The organism is Azospirillum brasilense, from assembly GCF_007827815.1.
Classification (GTDB): domain Bacteria; phylum Pseudomonadota; class Alphaproteobacteria; order Azospirillales; family Azospirillaceae; genus Azospirillum; species Azospirillum brasilense_C.
The window spans coordinates 1-19,605 of the sequence record NZ_VITH01000029.1 but is presented as its reverse complement, the minus strand read 5'-3'; the positions used below and the strand labels follow the sequence as shown (position 1 = coordinate 19,605).

General features: G+C 60.9%; 17 protein-coding genes and 5 tRNA genes. 18 read left to right on the top strand and 4 right to left on the bottom strand.

Translation table 11 applies throughout. The annotated features are described in order from the left end of the window. Nucleotides 1-645: 645 nt before the first annotated feature. From FBZ83_RS31620 to hsdR, 3 genes are read right to left on the bottom strand one after another with little or no spacing between them, the layout of a single operon-like run. The gene (locus FBZ83_RS31620) at nt 646-2,118 is read right to left on the bottom strand and encodes a restriction endonuclease subunit S (protein ID WP_211101724.1); all 1,473 of its coding nucleotides are present in this window, start codon (nt 2,116-2,118) and stop codon (nt 646-648) included. 38 nt (nt 2,119-2,156) lie between these two features. Next, nucleotides 2,157-3,644 (bottom strand): N-6 DNA methylase, encoded by a 1,488-nt coding sequence (locus FBZ83_RS30985; RefSeq protein WP_145691116.1) that lies wholly within the window; start codon nt 3,642-3,644, stop codon nt 2,157-2,159. After that, nucleotides 3,645-7,034 carry a type I restriction-modification system endonuclease gene (hsdR, locus tag FBZ83_RS30980; RefSeq protein WP_145691114.1) on the bottom strand — a complete coding sequence of 1,130 codons (3,390 nt, stop codon included), beginning with the start codon at nt 7,032-7,034 and terminating at the stop codon, nt 3,645-3,647. A gap of 534 nt (nt 7,035-7,568) precedes the next feature. Between hsdR and FBZ83_RS30975 the strand changes: the two genes are divergently transcribed. From FBZ83_RS30975 to FBZ83_RS30930, 10 genes are all read left to right on the top strand, one after another. Next, nucleotides 7,569-8,249, top strand: coding sequence for a ParA family protein (locus tag FBZ83_RS30975; RefSeq protein WP_186466241.1), 681 nt, complete (start codon nt 7,569-7,571; stop codon nt 8,247-8,249). Further along, nucleotides 8,246-8,566, top strand: coding sequence for a hypothetical protein (locus tag FBZ83_RS30970; protein ID WP_145691110.1), 321 nt, complete (start codon nt 8,246-8,248; stop codon nt 8,564-8,566). The genes FBZ83_RS30975 and FBZ83_RS30970 overlap by 4 nt, the downstream gene beginning before the upstream one ends. Before the next feature lie 351 nt (nt 8,567-8,917). Next, the gene (locus FBZ83_RS30965) at nt 8,918-9,841 is read left to right on the top strand and encodes a replication protein RepA (RefSeq protein WP_145691108.1); all 924 of its coding nucleotides are present in this window, start codon (nt 8,918-8,920) and stop codon (nt 9,839-9,841) included. 94 nt (nt 9,842-9,935) lie between these two features. Continuing rightward, nucleotides 9,936-10,017, top strand: a tRNA-Leu gene (locus FBZ83_RS30960). A 6-nt stretch (nt 10,018-10,023) separates the two neighbouring features. Beyond that, nucleotides 10,024-10,093: transfer RNA gene (locus tag FBZ83_RS30955), tRNA-Val, on the top strand. Between the two features lie 8 nt (nt 10,094-10,101). Continuing rightward, a tRNA-Pro gene (locus FBZ83_RS30950) sits at nt 10,102-10,178 on the top strand. Nucleotides 10,179-10,180: 2 nt separating this feature from the next. Then, a tRNA-Leu gene (locus FBZ83_RS30945) sits at nt 10,181-10,265 on the top strand. 8 nt (nt 10,266-10,273) lie between these two features. Then, nucleotides 10,274-10,349: transfer RNA gene (locus tag FBZ83_RS30940), tRNA-Ile, on the top strand. A gap of 104 nt (nt 10,350-10,453) precedes the next feature. Further along, entirely contained in the window at nt 10,454-10,990 is a 537-nt protein-coding gene (locus FBZ83_RS30935) for a hypothetical protein (RefSeq protein WP_145691106.1), read from the top strand. A gap of 638 nt (nt 10,991-11,628) precedes the next feature. Beyond that, complete coding sequence (locus FBZ83_RS30930; RefSeq protein WP_145691104.1) at nt 11,629-12,624, top strand: hypothetical protein; 996 nt, start codon at nt 11,629-11,631, stop codon at nt 12,622-12,624. Nucleotides 12,625-13,433: 809 nt separating this feature from the next. Here FBZ83_RS30930 and FBZ83_RS30925 read toward each other — a convergent pair. Beyond that, the gene (locus tag FBZ83_RS30925) at nt 13,434-14,126 is read right to left on the bottom strand and encodes a hypothetical protein (protein ID WP_145691102.1); all 693 of its coding nucleotides are present in this window, start codon (nt 14,124-14,126) and stop codon (nt 13,434-13,436) included. Nucleotides 14,127-14,403: 277 nt separating this feature from the next. On the opposite strand from FBZ83_RS30925, the gene FBZ83_RS30920 reads away from it, so the two are divergent. The 8 genes from FBZ83_RS30920 to FBZ83_RS30885 all read left to right on the top strand — a co-directional run. Further along, nucleotides 14,404-14,643 (top strand): HTH-like domain-containing protein, encoded by a 240-nt coding sequence (locus FBZ83_RS30920; RefSeq protein ID WP_145691100.1) that lies wholly within the window; start codon nt 14,404-14,406, stop codon nt 14,641-14,643. Between the two features lie 55 nt (nt 14,644-14,698). Next, nucleotides 14,699-15,085 (top strand): hypothetical protein, encoded by a 387-nt coding sequence (locus tag FBZ83_RS30915; RefSeq protein WP_145691098.1) that lies wholly within the window; start codon nt 14,699-14,701, stop codon nt 15,083-15,085. Beyond that, complete coding sequence (locus FBZ83_RS30910; protein WP_145691096.1) at nt 15,082-16,038, top strand: tyrosine-type recombinase/integrase; 957 nt, start codon at nt 15,082-15,084, stop codon at nt 16,036-16,038. Before FBZ83_RS30915 ends, FBZ83_RS30910 begins: the two co-directional genes overlap by 4 nt. Before the next feature lie 13 nt (nt 16,039-16,051). Continuing rightward, nucleotides 16,052-16,528, top strand: coding sequence for a hypothetical protein (locus tag FBZ83_RS30905; RefSeq protein WP_145691094.1), 477 nt, complete (start codon nt 16,052-16,054; stop codon nt 16,526-16,528). A 138-nt stretch (nt 16,529-16,666) separates the two neighbouring features. Further along, on the top strand, nt 16,667-16,918 hold the full coding sequence (locus FBZ83_RS30900; RefSeq protein WP_247888551.1) for a tyrosine-type recombinase/integrase: 252 nt from the start codon (nt 16,667-16,669) through the stop codon (nt 16,916-16,918). A 220-nt stretch (nt 16,919-17,138) separates the two neighbouring features. After that, nucleotides 17,139-17,405: a helix-turn-helix domain-containing protein gene (locus FBZ83_RS30895; protein WP_211101723.1), complete on the top strand. Its 267-nt coding sequence runs from the start codon at nt 17,139-17,141 to the stop codon at nt 17,403-17,405. Then, nucleotides 17,402-18,658: a type II toxin-antitoxin system HipA family toxin gene (locus tag FBZ83_RS30890; RefSeq protein ID WP_145691092.1), complete on the top strand. Its 1,257-nt coding sequence runs from the start codon at nt 17,402-17,404 to the stop codon at nt 18,656-18,658. Before FBZ83_RS30895 ends, FBZ83_RS30890 begins: the two co-directional genes overlap by 4 nt. A 455-nt stretch (nt 18,659-19,113) precedes the next feature. Continuing rightward, nucleotides 19,114-19,605: plasmid mobilization protein (locus FBZ83_RS30885; RefSeq protein ID WP_211101722.1), on the top strand; the 492-nt coding region annotated here is incomplete at its 3' end.

Genomic DNA, 19,605 nt, shown 5'->3' with positions numbered 1-19,605 from the left:
CGCTGTGGAAAACCGGCCCGCCTACGCCAGCTCTGGGGGGCGCTTCGGCGGGCCGGTTCCCCACAGCTCCTACACCACGTTCAGGGACGTGACCCGGACCAGGGCCGATTGGGTGGCTTGCTGAAGCTGTGGTTGTCGAAGGAGGACCGCTTTGTACCTGGCTACCCGGATCGGGCGGAGGTGATGGACTTGCTGGACCGCATCCGGCAGACTCAGGAGAAGCTGCTTATAGCAGCCCGCCAGATCGTGAATAGCCATTGATCCTGGCGTATCCTGTCCTGTTCCCTTTGCCGGCGACATAGCAAACTGCCATACTTTTACTATGCGCCAGATTGGACATACGCCGGCGTCCTTGATGGTTTTGCGCCAGCTGCCGCTGTGAAACGGCACGCGGCAGGCCCCCAAAGCTTCCATTATTATCAACGTGTTTGCGTGCCGATCGGCGTCAGGACCCCACGCCGATTCACAGATCTGGCGCCGTGAGGGGCTGAAGGTTCCCAAGAAGCAGCCCAAGCGTGGCCGGCTGTGGCTGAACGACGGGGTGACCCCAGTATGGACGCGCCAGCTTCAATCTGCTGCGCCGTCGCGTCCTCCTCGTAGCCTGATCCACGCAAAGTGCGGGAGAACCACCGATCCGGGGCAAGATCATGCTTCCTGAGCGACCGCTCGCCTTGGCCGGCCCCTGCGGGCATCAGCCGGCTCAGCTTGGACCGACAGAATGCGCTTGAGCAGCTCGTCTGCCGGCTCGTCGTTGGGATCCTGGGCGACGAGTTCCCCGCGGAAGGCTCTTCCCAAGAGCTGCTCTCCAAGCCGGTCGGCATGCTTCCTGGACGACGCGAGCTCATCCTCTATACGCTGCATCGGTGCAAGGCGTGCCTCGAGTGCCCTCACTACAGCCGACGCCTCGACCGGAGGAGCCAAAGGCAGAGGAAGGCGCTGTACTTTCTCCTTGTTCAAGGCTGGCTGGTTGTTGCCCGCCCCCGCGCTCCGCGTGCGTTCGTAGACCGCATAGAGATACCAATAGACATATTCTGGTGGGTAATCGCCTTCCGAGACCCGTATGGCCGCGCAGTTCTGGTTGTTGCAGGCCTCGGTGTCCAGGATGGCCGCTTGACCTCGAGTTTTGCCCTCACCGATCATGCCAAGCAGCACCGTTCCGGCTGGGTGCATCCGCGTCGAGGCGTTTGCCAAGCCGTCGCTGGTAATTTTCTCCTTGGTGTTGGAAATTCGGCAGAACGCAACCTCGCCGCTGCTCACCCAAGCTATCTCACCTCCCCAGTAGGCAGGCTCCTTGCGGCTTGGTGTTGCGCCCACATAAGTGCCGAAAACCTCACCGAGGCCGCACCAAAGCCAAGTGGATGGCAGCGACCGTCCCGCCGCCACCTCGGCGAGTGTGCGCTCGAGAGCAGGATCGCGTGTCAGTATTGCGCTCTTCTCATCGCGGCCAAGTCCGCTTTGTCTTGTGCGCTTCACAGCCCATCCTTGGCGCTCCTCATAGAACTCCTGCGCTGGAGCTGTGTCGATGTTGGCGATCCGCCAAGCCGACGTGAGCTCACCTCGGAAGGCGGCATCGAGCACAGCCTGCCTGTACTGTTTAATCAGTTTTGGCATGGCCGCCAGGTCAGCGCTCGCACTCTGCAAACGTTCAAATAGTACGTCTAGCTTGGCAACAATCCGGCGCTGCTCCTCAAATGGGGGGAGGGGAACTAGAGTCTTCTTCAGGAACTCGACCGGCACCCGTTGCTGCCCGACGGCTCCGCTCATGTGGTGTTGGGCCTCATCGCGAAAGCTTTGCCGCCGCAAAAAGCGCCATAGATAGTCGGCCAGAACTACATTCTCTCTGGGGCGGAGGACATGAAACTCTGTCGACCCACAGGCTAATCCGTTGTGCAGCCCGCGAGCGACTGCGATCTTTCCGTTTTCCATGCAGGGCGTGATCTTTGCAAAAATCACGTCACCATCCTGAAACCGAGTGTAGCCCTTTGCTACTTCGCCGAACGGCCGCACACCGTGTTCCAGGATAATGCCCTGCTCGTCAGAAACGGCTGGCATGGGGACAAACGATACAGGCGTCAGTGGATCGATGCTGTCGCCCTTTGGATTGATGTCGCAGAGCACCTCAAGGGGTGCCTCCGTCCATCCGGGTGGAAGAGGGCTCATGCAGTCGCCTCGATCGTCTCTGCGCCACGCGGCTCGATCGCCTCAGTAAGCCCCTCTATCTCTTCAAGGGCATTCTTGAGATGGCCTAGGATAGCCGCCGCAATATCCTCTGGCTCGGTGAGCTCATCTTCAGGGTCCTCTACGGCGCCTCTTAGCCAAGCTAGTTCAAGGCTGTCATCGCGTGCCTTGATCTCCTCTCGAGTAAAACAGCGAAACCTGCCCTGCTCTCCAGTGTCGACTCTTGCCGCCTTTCCATAGGGATCATCCCCAAAAGCGCTTTCGAACTCTTTGAAAACGTCTGTCGTAAGCGGTCGTGTTTTTCCAAAGGCAGGCATATTTGCACGCAAATCGTAGACCCACACAGCTTGAGTGTTTCCTCGGTCCGAGCGTCCACGCGTGAGAAAAAGAACGTTGGTCTTCACGCCCTGTGCGTAGAAGATACCCGTGGGCAGCCGAAGGATGGTATGTACGTCGCACAGCTCCATCATCCAGCTGCGCAGCCTACGTCCGGTATCATCATCATAGAGCACTGGGTCAGGAACTACGATGGCCGCACGACCACCAGGCTGAAGTGCGCGAACGACATGCTCGACAAACGGCATCGGTCCCTTCCTGGCCGCTGCGGTAATCGAGAAATCGGCACGGTTTGTCGTCGTAGGGAAGCGATTGAATGGTGGATTGGTGAGCACTAACTCGGCCTTGCCCAACGCCTCACCAGCCGCCTCCAGGCTGTCGTCCGGCTGGATCATACTGTCGATGCCGTGCAACAACAGGTTCATCAGGCATAGCCGATAGGTGTCCCGCACAAATTCCGATCCGACATAAGCGCGCTCTCGTTGGAAAGCAGCCCTCGCAGCTTCCAGCTGATACAGATTGTCGGTGTGAGCTTTGATGTACGTGTCAGAGGCAATCAGAAATCCGCCGGTGCCGGCAGCAGGATCTTGGATCACCTCACCAGGCTGAGGTTTCACAAGGCGGACGATGCAGTCGATTAGCGGACGAGGCGTAAAGTACTGTCCTGCTTTGGATTTCTTTTCGGAGGTAGTCTTCTCCAGAAGTCCCTCGTAGAGATCGCCCAGCCCGTCCTCTTTGGCAGAAAACCAGTCGATCTCCTCGATGGCCTTCACCAACCCAGCCAAGTCGACTGGTTTGTTTAGCGCCGTCTTTGCGTCCGTATAGATGGCAACAACGATCGGTGCCACGCCACGCTTACCAGTGGTATCGCCTAGCTCCAGCAGTGTCCGGCGGTAGTGGAGCAACTGCTCCTCGCCGGCCTTCTCATAGAGCTTGCGCCAGCGGTACGGCGCAGGGATCAAGTCCTCTCGGTTCGTCTCTTCAAGCATCTTGAGGAAGAGCAGGTAGGTGAGCTCATTAACGTAGTCCTTGTAGGAGACGCCGCCTCCCTGGAGGTTGTCGCAGAGCTTCCATAGCTTGGCGACGATATCGCGGGTTGTTCTCCCCCCATTTGATCCGTTGCCGCTCATTTAGGCCACTCGCTTCCAAAGTTCGTCGTTGATGTCGCTAAGGATCAGCTCTAGCTGCCCTCCGAAAATCTTGTTCAGGCGCGGGAAGCCTCCATCCGCCTTGAATGGTTCCTCGTCAATAGCGGCGCGATCGACCACCACTTCCCTGATCACCTGCTCCTCAATGCGTTTCAGCCACTTCCGTTGCACGTCGGTCCATGGCCTGCTCGCCCCGATACGCTTCATCGCGGCCTTCACCCGCTCATCGTAGGGCACCAACGAATCGCCGAGTGCGGCCTGGCGCACGAATCCGATGACCGAGGCCGCAATATCCTCGTTCTTCGTATCCTGCCATGCGCGGCGAAGGTTGGCTTCCGAGTAGCCGAACTTGTCGAGCTCCAGCCTCAGCGCACGCAGCTCCGCGCGGGTCAGCTCACGCGGACGCTGCACGACGAGAGTTAGCGCCGCGATCTGGTTGGCGTTGTCGCGGACGTAGGCCGTGAAGTTCTGCAGGAAGTCCTCAGGCTTCGACGCCGTGCCGTAGCCGCGTGTCACTGTGACGTTCCCACCTGGCGTATGAGAGATGGGGATAAACTCCCCTCCCTTGCCTTCCGGGTTCCAGTCGAGAATCTTACCGACACCCGGTCGCCCCTTGGCCCACCGAGCGATGTCCACAGGGTCCGCATGGCGTGCCCGCTCAAGCGTGGCCTCGGGTGTCTCGCCGGCGATGGCCTCGTATTGCTTCCGTGCTTCGTCGGGAATGCGACCTAGCCGTCGGCGCAGCTTGACGGTGATCTGGTCGAGGATCGCACGCTGATGCTCAACCTTCTCAACCTTGGTCAGTTCGTCAAAGAGCTGTTCCAGCGACACCTTGGGATCAACTACGACTGGACGCATCTGCGTCAGGTTTTGCAGGTGCGGATAGAGATCGACCGCATCAAAGATGCGGAAGGTCTCTTTGCCAATTTCCAGGCATTGCCGCGTCGCTCGGCCGAGCATCTGCTCATAGAGGATGCGGCTGTTAACTCGGCGCAGGAAGACGAGGTTGGTGATCTTCGGAACGTCGATTCCGGTGGTCAGTAGATCGACGGTGACCGCGATCTTGGGCATGGCATCATTGCGATAGCAGCGGATGAGCTCACTGACCTTGTCAACGCCGCCCATAATCTTGCGAACGGCGCCGTCTTCAATCTCACCGTACTCTGCCTGCAACGCAGCCTTTATCTCATCGACGACGATATCCGCATGCGGGTTGCTGACAGCAAAAATGAGCGTTTTTCCTGGCAGGCTGGGATCAATGTGTTTCACCAACTCCTCAGCCACCGTCTTAACAAAGGGTACAGTAATAACCTTTTTGTTGAACTCCTCCACTTCGAAGCGCAGCTCATCCGGTGCCTGGGCCAGCTCGATCAGACCGGTGGCGGTATCGAGCATCTCGATCTGCTCGCCTTTGGCAAAGACGATGCCTGCCCTGCTGAGTGCGGTTTCGATGCGGATCGGCGGCTCGTGGTCGATAAGGTAGCCGTCCACGACGGCTTCACGATACGAGTAGGTGAAGACGGGGCAGCCGAAGATATCGACGGTGTGCAACGCCGGCGTTGCAGTCAGGCCAATTTTGACCGCGTCGAAATGCTCCAGTACACGGCGGTACTTTGAGATGTAGTCTTCCTGGCTACGGAACTCTAGCTCGCCGTCCGACATCTCGCGGTCGAGCAGATATCCACGGTGGCACTCGTCAACCACGATTAGATCGTACTGATCGATCGGCGGCACGTCCTTTGGCTCTTTGGCCAGGAGCACCCGGCGAACCAAGCTCTGAATGGTGCAGATATGGACCTTGGTCTCAGGATCGGGCGCGATGTCGCCCAGCTCTTTGAGGCCGAAGATGTCGGCGAAGGCGCGGGCCGTGACTACACGGGTGTTGCGGAACTCGCCGGCGGTCTGCTCGCCAAGCGCGCTACGATCGACTACAAAGCAGACACGCCGAAAGCGCTTCGCGCTAAGTAGTCGGTAGAGCATGCCAATGGCAAGCTTCGTCTTGCCAGTGCCAGTAGCCATGGCGACCAACATCTCGCGTTTGTCTGCCGCAAGTCCCGCCTCTACGGCTTCGATGGCGCGCCGTTGATAAGGGCGCAGCGGGAAGCCAAACTCGAAAGGCTGATCCTTCAAGGCTTCCTGGGCGGCTTGGCGATCCAGCTCTAGCTCCGCCTTTAGGCCCTCAGGGGTCGGCCAATCGACAAGCGGACGGCGCAGGTTTGTATCCTTGCGCGCGTCGCGGAACCAAATGCCGCTTTCGGTGCGAAGCTGCTTCAGGAACGGCCGCCCGTTGGCCGAGAAGACGAACGGCACGCGGTACTCGCCCCACGGACCTCCGATAGCATCGGCTCCGGGGACAAACTTAAAGCCGCGCGAGTAGCGCTCAGCTTGGTCAATATGGGAAGAGACATTCTTGTTGCGTCGCTTAGCCTCGACAATGGCAACGCAATGCGTACCGAGGAACAGGGCATAATCAGCAGGCCCGCTCTTGGTTGGCCACTCGGCGATGGCCATAGATCGGCCCTTGGCAGGGCGAGCTCCCGCAGCGTAGCGCAGTGTCTCAGTGTCCACTTCCCAGCCGCGGTCACGTAGCTGCTGGTCGATAATCGCGCGAGTAGCTGCTTCGTCGAGATGGATCGCGGCAGCGGCCGTTTTGATTTCGGCGGCAAGCTCAATCTTCAGCGCGGCCGGCGCCTGTTCGGCGGCCTGCTGGAGTGCTGTTAGCTTCGCAGAAAGAGAGAGCTTCGCAGCCTCAGCCTCCTGCGCCAGCTGCTCCCAAACCTGACGCTCCCCGACTTCGCGGGCGACCCGCTCCTCAGCGCTCTCACGAGCTCTAGCCTGCTCCTCGACTTCAAAACGGGCGCGCTCGGCAGCACTCTGACTCTCAAGAAGAGCCTGCTTCAGACGCTCGAGTTCTTCGTGCAGCTGGGTGGTTGCCGCTGCTGGATCAGGCGGGGGGACTAACGGTCCAGGCTTAAAGCTCTGCTGACGACCAAAGCTACGGTGAAACCAGATGCCCAGCTCGCGTGCGACCTTCAGCGCCGTGAGCGCTTGGCCATGCGTGCCGCTGCGGACATGATTGGCTTGATTGCCGACGAGCCGGATTTGGTGGAAAAGATCAGCTACCTCTCGAGGGATGAGCTGATCGGCCTTTAGGCGTCGAAGAAGCTCTGCCTGCGGCTCTGCAGGGGAGGTGAACATGCCACCTCGGGCAGCCACAAGCTGCGCCAGGAGTTCGCCGAACTGCCGAACCTTGAGCAGGCTAGTGTTGGGATCATCCCGAAAGTAGCGCTCAGCAAGGGCGCCTAACCGGACCAGCTGCGGATCGTGCGTCGCAAGGAAGTTGAAATTGGCCGAACTGTGCTGAGCGTCCATGGTGCCTTCATCGCAGCGCACCAGGCTGGCCGGCCACCGCAAAGCGTTGCTTTAACTTACCTTTACCTTAGCAGAACAGTCAGTTGGCGCCAACAGAAGTTGCACATCTAATTCGCCCTGCATATGTCCGTCCTGCGTTGGCAGGGCATTACCGGCGGCGTGGCAGGATGCTGTTGACCCTCCAGCACAAGGATCAGGAGAGTGAGAATTTCCTTCATCCTCGTTCCCTCCGACTGAGTGGCGCGGGCGGTGGCCACTCCACCACCCCGACCGCGCGCCAAATGTGGCATAAATCTGGAGCCTTTCGCGCAGAGAATGCGCGGACGTTCCGCGTCTGTGATCGCCTCTACCGCGTCCGCTCAGCGCCTGCCTTGTGTCGATGGTGGTGTTCAGGGTGGACACCCCCCTTGGCAAGCTACTGACGACCATTTGATAATATGGTCAAATGATCATTTGTTCGTTTGACCGTAGGACCGCTTGACCGTCGACGACGGGCCGTGCTCCATGCGGCAAACATTACGTGGGGGAACTTTCATGCCGGTCATCACACTCGCCAGCGTGAAGGGCGGTGTCGGCAAGACATCGGCTCTGCTCGCCCTGGCGTCTGATCTCGCTGTGTCTGGTAGCAACGTTGTCGTGCTCGATGCCGACCCGAACGGTCACGCAAGCAGGATCGGCGCACGCATGGTCAAGCGCCTGGATGGCGTGACCTTCGCAGCTATAGGCGGGATCACTGAGGCGAACATCCTCGCCAGCATCAAGAAGGCACGGGCCGATGCCGACTATGTGCTCGTCGATCTGCCAGGCGTTTCGTCGAAGCTGACGCTGCTCGGACTGGCGCGATCCGATCTAGTCATTGTGCCGGTGCAGGCTTCGGAGATGGACATCCACGACGCACTGCAGACGGTCGAGAACGTAAAGCAGGCCGGCGAGGCGGCGGACAAGACCATCCGTGCCTGCTTCCTGTTGTCCCGCTGGCCGGTCACCATCGAGAGCCGAGCAGCGAAGGAGACGCGCAAGCGTCTGCAGTCTAAGGCGCCTGATGTCGCGGTCCTCAACACGCCGCTGATGGACCGGACCGCCTTCAAGGAGATGACCTTCAACGGCGCCCCGCCGCGCGTGGTAGAGCCGGGCGGCAATGCCGCGGCAAACGTCGAAGCAATCCGCCGGGAAGTCTTAGCCCTGCTCGGCGTCGAGGTCGAGGACGCAGCATGAGCAAGAAGGCAAACATCCCGCTGGATGACGACGACGATGACGCCGTGCTCGCGCAACGCATCAGCGATACAGCGAAGCAGCAGGGCATCCCCTCTCTGACGCCGGCGCCAGTCAGCAGCTCGCCGGCCAACCCCCGTCGACCGATCAAGATCGAGGTGACTGACGAGTTGTTCGACGCTCTCACGATTGCCGCGGCACAGCAGCGCGTTACGAAGCGACACCTGATCCTGACTGCCCTTCGTGATGCAGGCTTCCCCATCAGCGATGCGGACCTCCGTGAAGACGGCCGACGGCTGCGAGGCTCCCGAAAAGAGTGACCATTCGATCGGATGGTCACACGGTCAAGCGACCAAACGATCATTAGGCCGCTTTAGATGCCGAGCTATCCAAGCCGTAGGTCGCCGCTCACAAATGCCAAAGCTTGCCCTTAGCATCTGCCGCTCCGATTCGTGGTGTGGGGTTAGGGCACACCAACCTCACAAGCGGTTATCCCGTGGGGTTGGAGCACGTTGTTGTGGGGTTAGGGCACGGAAGTCACTGCACGACTCGCGTTATCCCGTGGGGTTGGGTCACTACACTACTAGTAAAGATAACAACTAACTTCAAATAGTCCTGTGACCTAACCCCACACTTGACGGAAATGCCCCACAGACTTCAAGTTGGCTCTCATGGCTGAGATACACAGACTGATCGTTCAGAATGGCAAAGAGGCGGCATTTTCGCTTGCTGATGCCAGCATCGTGAACATTGCCGCTGGTGTACTCGGCGATGATCGTGGCGGTCTCGGCTATACGTATTCAGGGTTGTGCCTTACCGCATTGCCCCACCGACGCATTCCAGACGATCAGCCATGGGAGCGTACCGGACACAAGGTCAAGCTTGTGGTGGAACCAGGACGCCTTGATGTAGCAGGCAAAACGAAGCTCTTCGGAGTTCCCTATGGGGCCCGCGCACGCATGATCCTGATCTATCTGATCACGCAGGCGGTCAAGACCAACAGCCGCGAGATCGCCCTGGGGCGGTCTATGAGGGCTTGGCTTGAAGCGATGGGCGTGACCGTCGGCGGCGAGACAGCCAAGGCCTTCCGCGAGCAATCAATGCGGATTGCAGCCTGCTCGATGAAGTTCTTTTGGGAGGCAGAGCGCGGCGGAACCGGGTTCGACAAGGGCGGCATCGTCCGAAAAGGACTGCTCTTCGGGGACAGCATCGACACCGGGGATCAGCCCCGCCTTTTCGACGACACGGTCGTCCTGGATGAAGTGTTCTACGCTGCCGCCAAAGAACACCCCGTGCCTCTCCTGGAGGCAGCTGTCCGGCACCTTCGCGACCGGTCGATGTCCTTGGACATCTATGTTTGGCTTGCCTACCGCCTGCATGTTCTGGAGCGGGCCACCCCTATTACGTGGACGGCGATCCATGCGCAGTTCGGAGGCGGCTTCAAAGAAGCCCGCTTCTTCCGCCGGCCGTTCCTTGAAGCCTTGGAGGCTGCCACCGCTGCTTACCCGGACGCAAAGGTTGAGATTGCAGAAGACGGCTCGGGACTGATCCTCCATCCCTCTCGGCCACCCGTAGGCAAGCTTCTAGGGGTGTGACCCAACCCCACACAGATCCCCAATCGTTTCCGCTCGAGTACCTCTGCGACGCCTGAGTATATCAAGCGCCTTGCTGGCTATGGTCAGTGAGGATGCGGGGGTGGTGAAATTGGTAGACGCGCCGGACTCAAAATCCGGTTCTGCAAGGAGTGTCGGTTCGAGTCCGACCGCCCGCATCAAGGCCGGGTTCGCTCAGCGGTAGAGCGTCTCGTTTACACCGAGGATGCCGGAGTTCGATCCCCTCACCCGGAACCCTGTGACGGAGCGTAGCGCAGTCTAATAGCGCATCTGCTTTGGGAGTAGAGGGTCGCCGGTTCGAATCCGGCCGCTCCGACCACGGCGCCTGTGGTGGACTTGGGAGACACGCTGGATTTAGGTTCCAGTGACGCAAGTCGTGGGGGTTCAAGTCCCTCCAGGCGCACCACCCTCAACGGACCCGTAGCTCAACGGTTAGAGCTGGCCGCTCATAACGATCTGGTTGCAGGGTCAAATCCTGCCGGGTCCACCACTTATGTGGCCGCACGCTAGCCGCCCGAACCCGCTCTGCCCCCTTAGAGGAACCGCCAGGCTGAAGCCCCGTTCAGGAGAGGGGATCAACGCCAAGGTGAGACGATGCCGTCCTCGCACCGCAAGATCATGATCAACCGGGCGCCGGTGCTAACGCTGTGGGCCGCCGTGGTGGCTGAACGGCTGGGCCTGGACCGTGATGAGGCCCTCACCCTGGGAAAGGCTCTGTCGGGCCTCGCAGCGCATGCCAAAGGCGTCCGGCTGGGGATCTATGAGCCGACCCCAGAGACGGTGGGCGACCAGCGCAGGGCGCTCCAGCTGGGCGAGGAAATCCACATCGACCTGATGGGACGATCGATCCCCGCCGTTCACACCAAAGATGGCCTGCGTGCCGTGAGCCACGGCAAGCCCATCACGCCGGCGAGCGTAGAGCGGTACCTGGGCAGCAAATTCGGAGAAGATCTGGAGGAGGTGCGCCATGCCATGACAGGGCTGGCCCACTCCTTGCCAGCGGCGGACCTTGCCCGGCAGGCATTCCGGCTATACGAGGCGTTCCGGCCGGAGGTAAAGACTGGCACGGTCGGTTGGGGCGCAGAGGGCGAATTGGACTTGGCGAAGCTTGCTTCGGCCGACCGTTCTTGACGAATGAGACGCATCGCCTCGCAGAGCAGGAAGCCGTTGAGCCCGTCTGAATCCGGCAAAGCGAACCATGGTCAGCGCGGGTGCGCCTGCGTTCACGCCGTGTCCCCACATCCCGGATAATCCGCACACTTTCGTGTAGTAACCCCAACTGGTGGACCATGTGGTGCTGTCTGTAAGAGGAGCGCGCGACGGTTGTTTGCCAAACAACGCTAAGGTGGAACCCAACAAGAACGGTGTCGCGTTCTCAGGGTTCCCAGGGCTACCGAGTGATCGTCCGGAAAACCGACCTTTGGCGCCCGACTTGAATGCCGCACGGGATAACGGACAAGATGCCCTGTATTGGTGTTCCTATGGTGTTCAATATTAACGCTGTTTGCCTAACACCTACCGCGCTCCCCTCCATCTCAATCGGCACTGGTGCAACAGCCTCTTGCGACCGATCCGGCGGAGCATTATAGTGTACGCATCGGCATGATCGAAGCTGACGGCGCCACCTCAGGCCAAGCCCACTAAGGGTACGATCCGCACAGCCCACGACGACGTCTTTTCCAAGCCGTCTGTGGTCCGCGCTCTTCCTTGTGGCGGGTCGAGACGATCCTGCGGGATCGCCAGCGGGCTGATGGCGGCGGGAGAACGTCATGTCCCGATTCTATGTTATTCACGTCAGTTTCGCCGCCATGAAGGCGAAGAAACTTAAGGCGGCCGTCGAGGGCCGCACTCTGACTGCTTGCAAGCACGCCTACGCGGTCATGACCGGCTACATGAGTTGGTCCGAACTGACAGCCGTCCAGGCGTCGAAGCGGTACACTCCGTCCCCACTGGACGAGGACGCCAGTGCTGACGAACGGGCCAAGCGAGAAGCCTACCAAGCTGTCCGCTTGGCTGCCTTTTGGGACATCCCGCCGGTGGATGCCCTGACCTTGGTCTGCAAAGTTCGCCCAACAGCGTCAGCGTCTGCCAGCAACCACCCACACGCCAGTATGGACCTGTTGCCGACTGCCGAGGAAACGGGGGCGCGGTTCCAGAACAATTTCCGCCGTGCCATCGCGGCTGAGCCGCCTTCGTCGATAACTGAAAATCATACCGAGCTGTGGGGAATCACTATGAGCTCCATTGAACTGAAAAGGCTTCTTGAAGATGCTGGCGCTGATGCATCTGAGGAGCTGATTGAATGTGCAGACCATCTCTATCAAGAACACCAAGCACAGGAGAAATACGACACAAGGAGCAACTTTCTTGCTCATCTGAAGAAGGAGTCTGAACGCGCAGGCGATTTACTTGGGGATGCCAGAGATGACATGGACGATCTCTACGATGCAGTCTCTACGCATAACCCACCTGCACAGCAGCAGATTTCCTTTAGCTCACCTCAGCTTGAATATCTAAAATCTCTAGCACGAGTGGATCACGCTGAGGATACGTTTAGGGCTGTCGAATTCTCTGATGTCGAGGACGGCTTCGAGGATGAGGACAGCTCCGAGGACGATGAAGGCGCCGATGATGACGAATCCCAGGAAGATGATGATTCGGATAGCGGAGACTGCCCAAGATGCCATGGGTCTGGCTTCGACCCGCAAGATGGCGGTCAGTGCGAAGATTGTTACGGTACCGGGCTGGCCGGTGAGGCAAGTTGATCGCTAGGCTCCGTGGACAAGGGGAGGGGAGCGCGATAGGTGTTAGGCAAGCAGCGTTAATATAGAATATCATAGGAACACCAATACAGGGCATCTTGTCCGTTATCCCGTCTGGCATTCAAGTTGTCCGGAAACCCGTTGAAAGCGGATGTTTTCGGACAACTTCCAAGTCGGCCGCCAAAGGTCGGTTTTCCGGACGATCACTCGGTAGCCCTGGGAACCCTGAGAACGCGACACCGTTCTTGTTGGGTTCCACCTTAGCGTTGTTTGGCAAACAACCGTCGCGCGCTCCTCTGTAACAGCTGGACCGTTGCCGGGATCTGGGGCAGCAGGCAGGGTCAACAGGGACAAGTGACGGCATCAAAAATGCCTTGCCATCGTTGCGATTCCCGGCCATTGCTTATGCCATCGCTGCGATCGCAGCGATGGCATAATTGGGAGATGGAAATGGCGAAAGGAGCAACAAACGTCCAGGTCGTGCACGAGGTTGCCGTGAAGTGGCCCAGTGGCTACAGCTTGGCCTATCAAGCGGCACGCTATGTCCACCCAGATGGCCGCGCTCCCGAAGCGGGAACCAGATTCATTTGGAAAGACCCGAACGGCCGCCTGCTTCCACAAAGGGGGCAAGCCCGCATCCCTTCGCCAGAGATTTTGCAGCGCTTGTTTCAGATGGCGCGCGATGCTGGTTGGGGGGATGGTTGGCGCGGCGAGGATGCTAAAGATGTTCTGCCATAGTTGCGCTTGACCTTGCGAACACTCATTCACGTTCCTTTCCGCCAGTGGCCCGGGCACGTCATTCGAGCAATGGGTCAGAGTGCTCTGACACCCGCAAGTCGGAGCACCTCGTCCCATTCCGGGAAGGCTGCGATGTCTGCGTGGATGCTCTTGATGATGCGGGGTCGGTGCGTCGCATATTGGAGAAGGCGGGCATCCTCGGCCTTGTTCTCCGCTTTCAGAAAATCTCTGAGAAAGCCATCAATGCCTTTCCCAGGGAGCTGGGATTTGGCGTTCACCACGAGCGCCTCGATGGGTGGCACCGGCTTGCCCATCTCCTCGGAAATTAACCCGATCGCCTGCCCAATGCGGCCGAGCGGATAAGCGTACTTCTGCATGGTGCCAATGTCCGGGTCGCCGCCGGCAGCCACCACATCATCATGCAACTCGCCATAGCTCCTGATCCGCGGGTCAGTGGCCAGGATGGCCAAAGCAAGACGGGCGGTGCGGGTGGCCCAGGAGTCGCCGGCCAAGGGTTCAATTCCCTCGTCGCCAGGCTTGCCCTTCGGGCGGGCGTTGGCTGCCGAACCGGGGGCGTGGATTACGAGTTCCCCGCGTTCGTGACGTGCGGTCAGCGCTTCCATGGCCAGCAGCGTCTTGCGATCGAGTTCGACAGTGCCGGTGTCAAGCTCACGGATGAAACTTTCAGGATCGCCGATTTCGATGGCGGCGCGGTGAATGGTGAGGCCCAGCTGCGTGCGCCAAGCCCGGAATGACAGATCATGCATGGTGCTTTACGCCTTCCTTAGTGTGTGTTGAAATCCCCTAACTAGGGAAATTAGTCGCTCATATAGTCTCTTTAGTCAACGAGAAATTCCCTTAGCTAACAAAAATAATCACACACTAAGGAGGCGGTTAACCACCCTCCCCTCACTCTATCTGTGATAATGTCCTTTATCAGAGATAAGGGGCGCCAGAGCTTTGAGCTCATAGCTATTAGCTCATTGCAAAGAGCTACGGCGTCGCTTACGCTCTCTGTATGGATAGCCCTGAAGGAGCCCTGCGATGACTGCCACCGAAGCCCTCAAGACCATCAAAGCAGCCATTGAGGGAGCACCGCGCAACGGTTACGTCGCCGAACTGCATCTCCAGGTGATCAAGTATGCCGAGGTCCTCCAGAACGTTTCCCGCAAGGAGTTTTGCGAGGCCCTTGGCATCGGTGATTCGTTCGGGACCGAGTTCATGAAGATGAAGAAGATCGCCGGACGGCTCCGGGCAGCCAATCTTGATCCGTCCAAGATCTAAGCACTGCACGACCCAGATCGACGCGCCGGCGGGACTCATGAAGAGGGAGGCGGGAATGCAGGGGCTGGACGGACTGGCGACCTATGATGCCGAGTTGACCCTTGATCTGCTGCGGCACATCGAAGGAAAACAAGGGGCGTCAGTCTTCGACATCGACCTGTGCAATGGCGCATTCTTCGGCCCCAGCGGCAAGGTTTGGTCGGCCGCCATGGCCCGCATGAACCTCATGCTGCTCTTGGAAGCTGGGTGCGTGCTCGGTCGCCATCAGGCAGCATTCGTCTTCGCGATCGAGCGGCTGACCGGCAAAGGCTACGAGAAGCTTCAAGAGCTGAGTGCCAAGGATAAGGTCTGGAAGCTCGCCCCGGAGTATCACGGTGTCGGCATCAACCTGCCGGCTCTGTGGCAACGGCTGACCGCGTGGTGGCGAAAGGACTCCCAGTGACGCTCCCGGCTGTTCTCCCCAATCACCCCCTCCCCCAACTCGTCATCGCCGCTGGCGAGCGGGCGAGTGTCCGTTTTCTGGAGTTCTTCGCGGCCGAGATCCGCAACCTCCACACCCGGCGGGCTTACGCGCGTGCCGTCGGCGAGTTCCTGGCTTGGTGCGAGGCTGCCGGCGTGCCGTCGCTCACCGCGGTGCAGCCGTTGCACGTCGCGACCTGGATCGAGGGGCTGACGCGCAGCCATACGGCGCCAACCGCCAAGCAGCGTCTGGCGGCGGTGCGCGCTCTGTTCGACTGGCTGGTGGTGGGCCAAGTGGTGGCGGTGAACCCGGCATCGTCGGTGCGGGGGCCGCGCCATGTCGTGCGGGTGGGCAAGACCCCGGTGCTCGATGCGGCCGAGGCGCGGGCGCTGCTCGACAGCATCGACGGGAGGACGGTGATCGGCCTGCGCGACCGCGCGCTGATCGGGCTGATGGTCTACAGCTTCGCCCGCGTCGGCGCCGCTCTGGCGATGCGGGTGGAGGACGTCTTTCCCCAGAGCCGCCGGCTGTGGGTGCGGCTGCGCGAGAAGGGCGGCAAGGCCCACGCGCTGCCCTGCCACCACACGCTCGAAGACTATTTGGCCGCCTACCTGGACGGCAGCGGGTTGCGGGACGACCCCAAGGCGCTGCTGTTCCGGACAATCGGCCGCGGCACTGGCCGACTGTCCGAGCGGCCGCTGCCGCAGGCGAGCGCCCATGCCATGGTGCGTCGGCGGGCTGCCGCCGCCGGCATCACCACGCCGCTTGGCTGCCACAGCTTCCGCGCTACCGGCATCACCGCCTACCTGGCCAACGGCGGCACGCTGGAAACCGCCGCTGCCATGGCCAACCACGCCTCCACCCGCACCACCCAGCTCTATGATCGCCGCGGCGATCGGCTCAGCCTGGACGAGGTCGAGCGGATTCGAATCTGAAGAGGACGTTACGATGGAAAAGGACTCCCTCTATAACGATCACGCCGTTGCCATCGGTCGGCTCTCCATAGCCTTCAATGAGCTGGAGCAGTACCTTCTGCTCGCAATCGGGACACTTTTGGGAGATCCAACCGTCGGAGTGGTTGTGGGGGGTGACCTGACTTATGCGCAGCGCTTGGCTCTGATCAACAAGCTGATTGAGCATCGCCAGATCGACGTCTCAAACCTTTCTGACTTCCTTAGCCGCCTTGAGAACATCCGGGGAGAACGGAACAGGTATCTTCACTCGGAGTATGAACTAGATTTGGATGATAACGAGGAATTGGTTGGAGTATTAGTGAAGGATAACCGGCGGCGGCGCGCGAAAACTGTCTCATTCACAGTGTCTGATCCAAATGAAATCATGCGCGCAGCTCGTGAAGCCAGGAACTTGGCCAGTGCCTTTCCCTTCATGTTGGATCAACTTATGCCTCCCATTAAAGAGGCTTAGTGCATTTTGTGAGAAGTCGGTGCGGAAAGGTAGGCAAGGCGCACGCCATGCCTCTGGGAGCTAGCTGGAAAGTGTCGGCCTGAGGGACGATCTGAAGAGGACTGTTGTTCCGGACAATCGGCCAGCGGCACTGGCCAGTTGTCCGAGCGCCCGCTGCCGCAGGCGAGCGCCCATGCCATGGTGCGTCGGCGGGCCGCCGCTGCCGGCATCACCACGCCGCTTGGCTGCCACAGCTTCCGCGCCACCGGCATCACCGCCTACCTGGCCAACGGCGGCACGCTGGAAACCGCCGCCGCGATGGCCAACCACGCCTCCACCCGCACCACCCAGCTCTACGACCGCCGCGGCGATCGGGTCAGCCTGGACGAGGTCGAGCGCATCCGGCTTTGAGGGGCAGATCTGGGGGATGCTGGCCGGACTGGTCCGAGGTCGGCATGGCGGCCCCTTCAGGACGTGCGGTTGGCACGCGTCGCCATAGGTACGTTTGAGCGGACGCTGCCTTGTTTCTAAACATAAGTCGGATCATAATCAAATTTATGGCGGCATATCCGAGATAACTTGTCTAATGATCCAATTTAGCCTCATGGCCCCGGGGGATGTGGCGCGGAGCGTGGCCGCGCGTGCCCGTGCCCGGCGGGTCGCCCTTGGACTCACCCAGCAGGAGGTCGCCGACCGCAGCGGGGTGAACATCTGGACGCTGCGGCGGTTCGAGGCCAGCGGCAAGCTGGCGTTCGATGCGCTGATCCGCGTCGCCGTCGTGCTCGACGCGATCGAGGCGTTCGGCGCGCTGTTCCCGGAACCGGAATTCCGCAGCCTTGATGAGGTGATCGAGCGGCCGAAGCGCCAGCGGGGCAAGCGCCGGACGGTGGCCAAATGAAGCATGTCGGCGTTCTGGCGGTGTCGCTGCGCTGGGGCGAGGGCGACGAGGAGCCCGTCGGCCGCCTCGCCACCCGCGACGGGAAAACCTATGTCGAATTCGACGATGCCTTCCTCGCCTCCGGCCGGGTGCTGTCCTGGTTCCTGCGGACCCCGCGCCCAGGCGTTCTGCAAGGGCCGGACGCCCCGTTCTCCGGCCTTCATGGCGTGTTCGACGACAGCCTGCCCGACGGGTGGGGGCGGTTGCTGATCCATCGCCGGGCGGCTGCCAGCAAGATCAATCCCCTCTCTCTGACGCCCCTCGACATGCTGGCCTGCATGGGGGAGTGGGCGATGGGCGCCCTGGTCTACCGGCCGGAGACCGAGGAGCCCGTGGACACTGGCGCCATCGATCTCGACCGGATCGCCGCACAGAGCCGCCAGGTGCTCAAAGGGGCGCCGGAGGCGCTCTTCCCCACTTTACTGCGGGTGGGCGGCTCCCCCGGCGGCGCCCGGCCGAAGGCGGTGGTTTGCCGTGACGATCAGAGCGGCGACTTGGTCCATGGCGCCCTGGTGGCGCCGGAGGGCTGGTCGCATTGGCTGGTGAAGTTCCGCGGCAAGGACGACCCGGCAGACATTGGTCCGATCGAGCAGGCCTATGCCGGGATGGCGCGCGCCGCCGGTCTGACACTGCCGCCCACCCGCCTGTTGCCGAGCGGAAGCCCGAAGACGCCTGCCTACTTCGCAGCACAGCGGTTCGACCGTATCGGTCCGGCCGGCCGGCTCCACCTTCACTCCGCCTGTGGCCACCTCCATGCCGACTTCCGGCAGCCGAGCCTGGACTACAAGACGCTGATGATCCTCACCTTTCAGCTCACCAAGGATCACCGGCAGGTGGTCGAGATGTTCCGGCGCGCCGCCTTCAACCTGTTCGCCCACAATCGGGATGATCACGGCCGCCAGTTCGCCTATCTGATGGACCGGACGGGCAGCTGGTCGTTGGCGCCCGCCTACGACCTCACCTATGCGGACGGACCCGGGGGCGAGCATTCCACCGCCATCCTGGGCGAAGGGCGGGATCCCGGCGAGCGGCAGCTGCGGGCGATGGCGGCGGAGTTCTCCCTTCCGCCGGCCGAGGTCACCAGCATCATTGACCAGGTGCGCGGCGCGGTGGACCGCTGGCGCGACTTCGCCGAGGACAGCGGGGTGGGGCGGACGTCACGCAGCCGGATCGGCGCTGTGATCGCGCCGCGGCGGACCGGCAAGAAACCCTGACCAGAGGTGCCGGGAAGGGCATGTCCAGCTGTTCTGTCTCTCCCCTACGTGGCCAACGGCGGCACGCTGGAGACCGCCGCCGTCCTGCCCAACCATGCCTCCACCTGCCCCAACTCTACTATCGTCGTGGGGACCGGATCAGCTTGGACGAGATCGAGCGCATCCGGCCCTGAGGGGCGGCATGGCTCTCTGGTGTCAAAATCAGCCTGCCGAACGGGCAGCAAGACCGATCTGCAAGCGATATCAATGAGTTGCATGAAATTTCACTTTGTTGCAGAAAGTTGCGGGAATTTGCAGAAATTTTCACGGTTTTGGCGGGCAGGATGGGTAATGTGGTCCCCTGTGGGCCCACATTACTGCCTTATTCGCCTGCGGCTCAACGGCGTCCTGCTCTGCGAGGCAGACAGGCTCCGCCTGTATCGTCGGCTCCGCCAGTCCCACTATGGGTGTGCATGATGAACGACACCGAGACCGAGACGCCGACCCGCCGGGACCAATCTCCGATCAAGGTTCGCGCCTTGCCGGATGAGCGTGAGATTTTGCGCCAGAAGGCTGAGGCCGCCGGCTTGTCCTTGTCCGCGTTCCTCTTGACGGCAGGGCTTGGCGCAGCGCTGCCGGCCCCGTCACCCCAACGGCCTGATCCGGAGCGCGCGCAAATCAACCGCGCGCGCCGGACCCAACCCTATCTGAAGGTGAGGCCCTTTCCCGACGAACGTGCCGAGTTGGAATTACTGGCCGCATCAGCCGGTCTGCCGGTTTCCGAGTTTCTTCTGTCGGCCGGCCTGGGAGCCACGATCAAGAGCGTGGTTGACCTGCAGCAAGTTGCGACACTGTCCCGAGTCAACGCGGACCAGGGTCGTGTCCCGAGGCGTGGTGTAGGAGCCGGGGCGCTTATCTGGTCACCGGCGTGTCTGGCCGGAAGGTTCACGTGGTCGCAGCGGGCAACG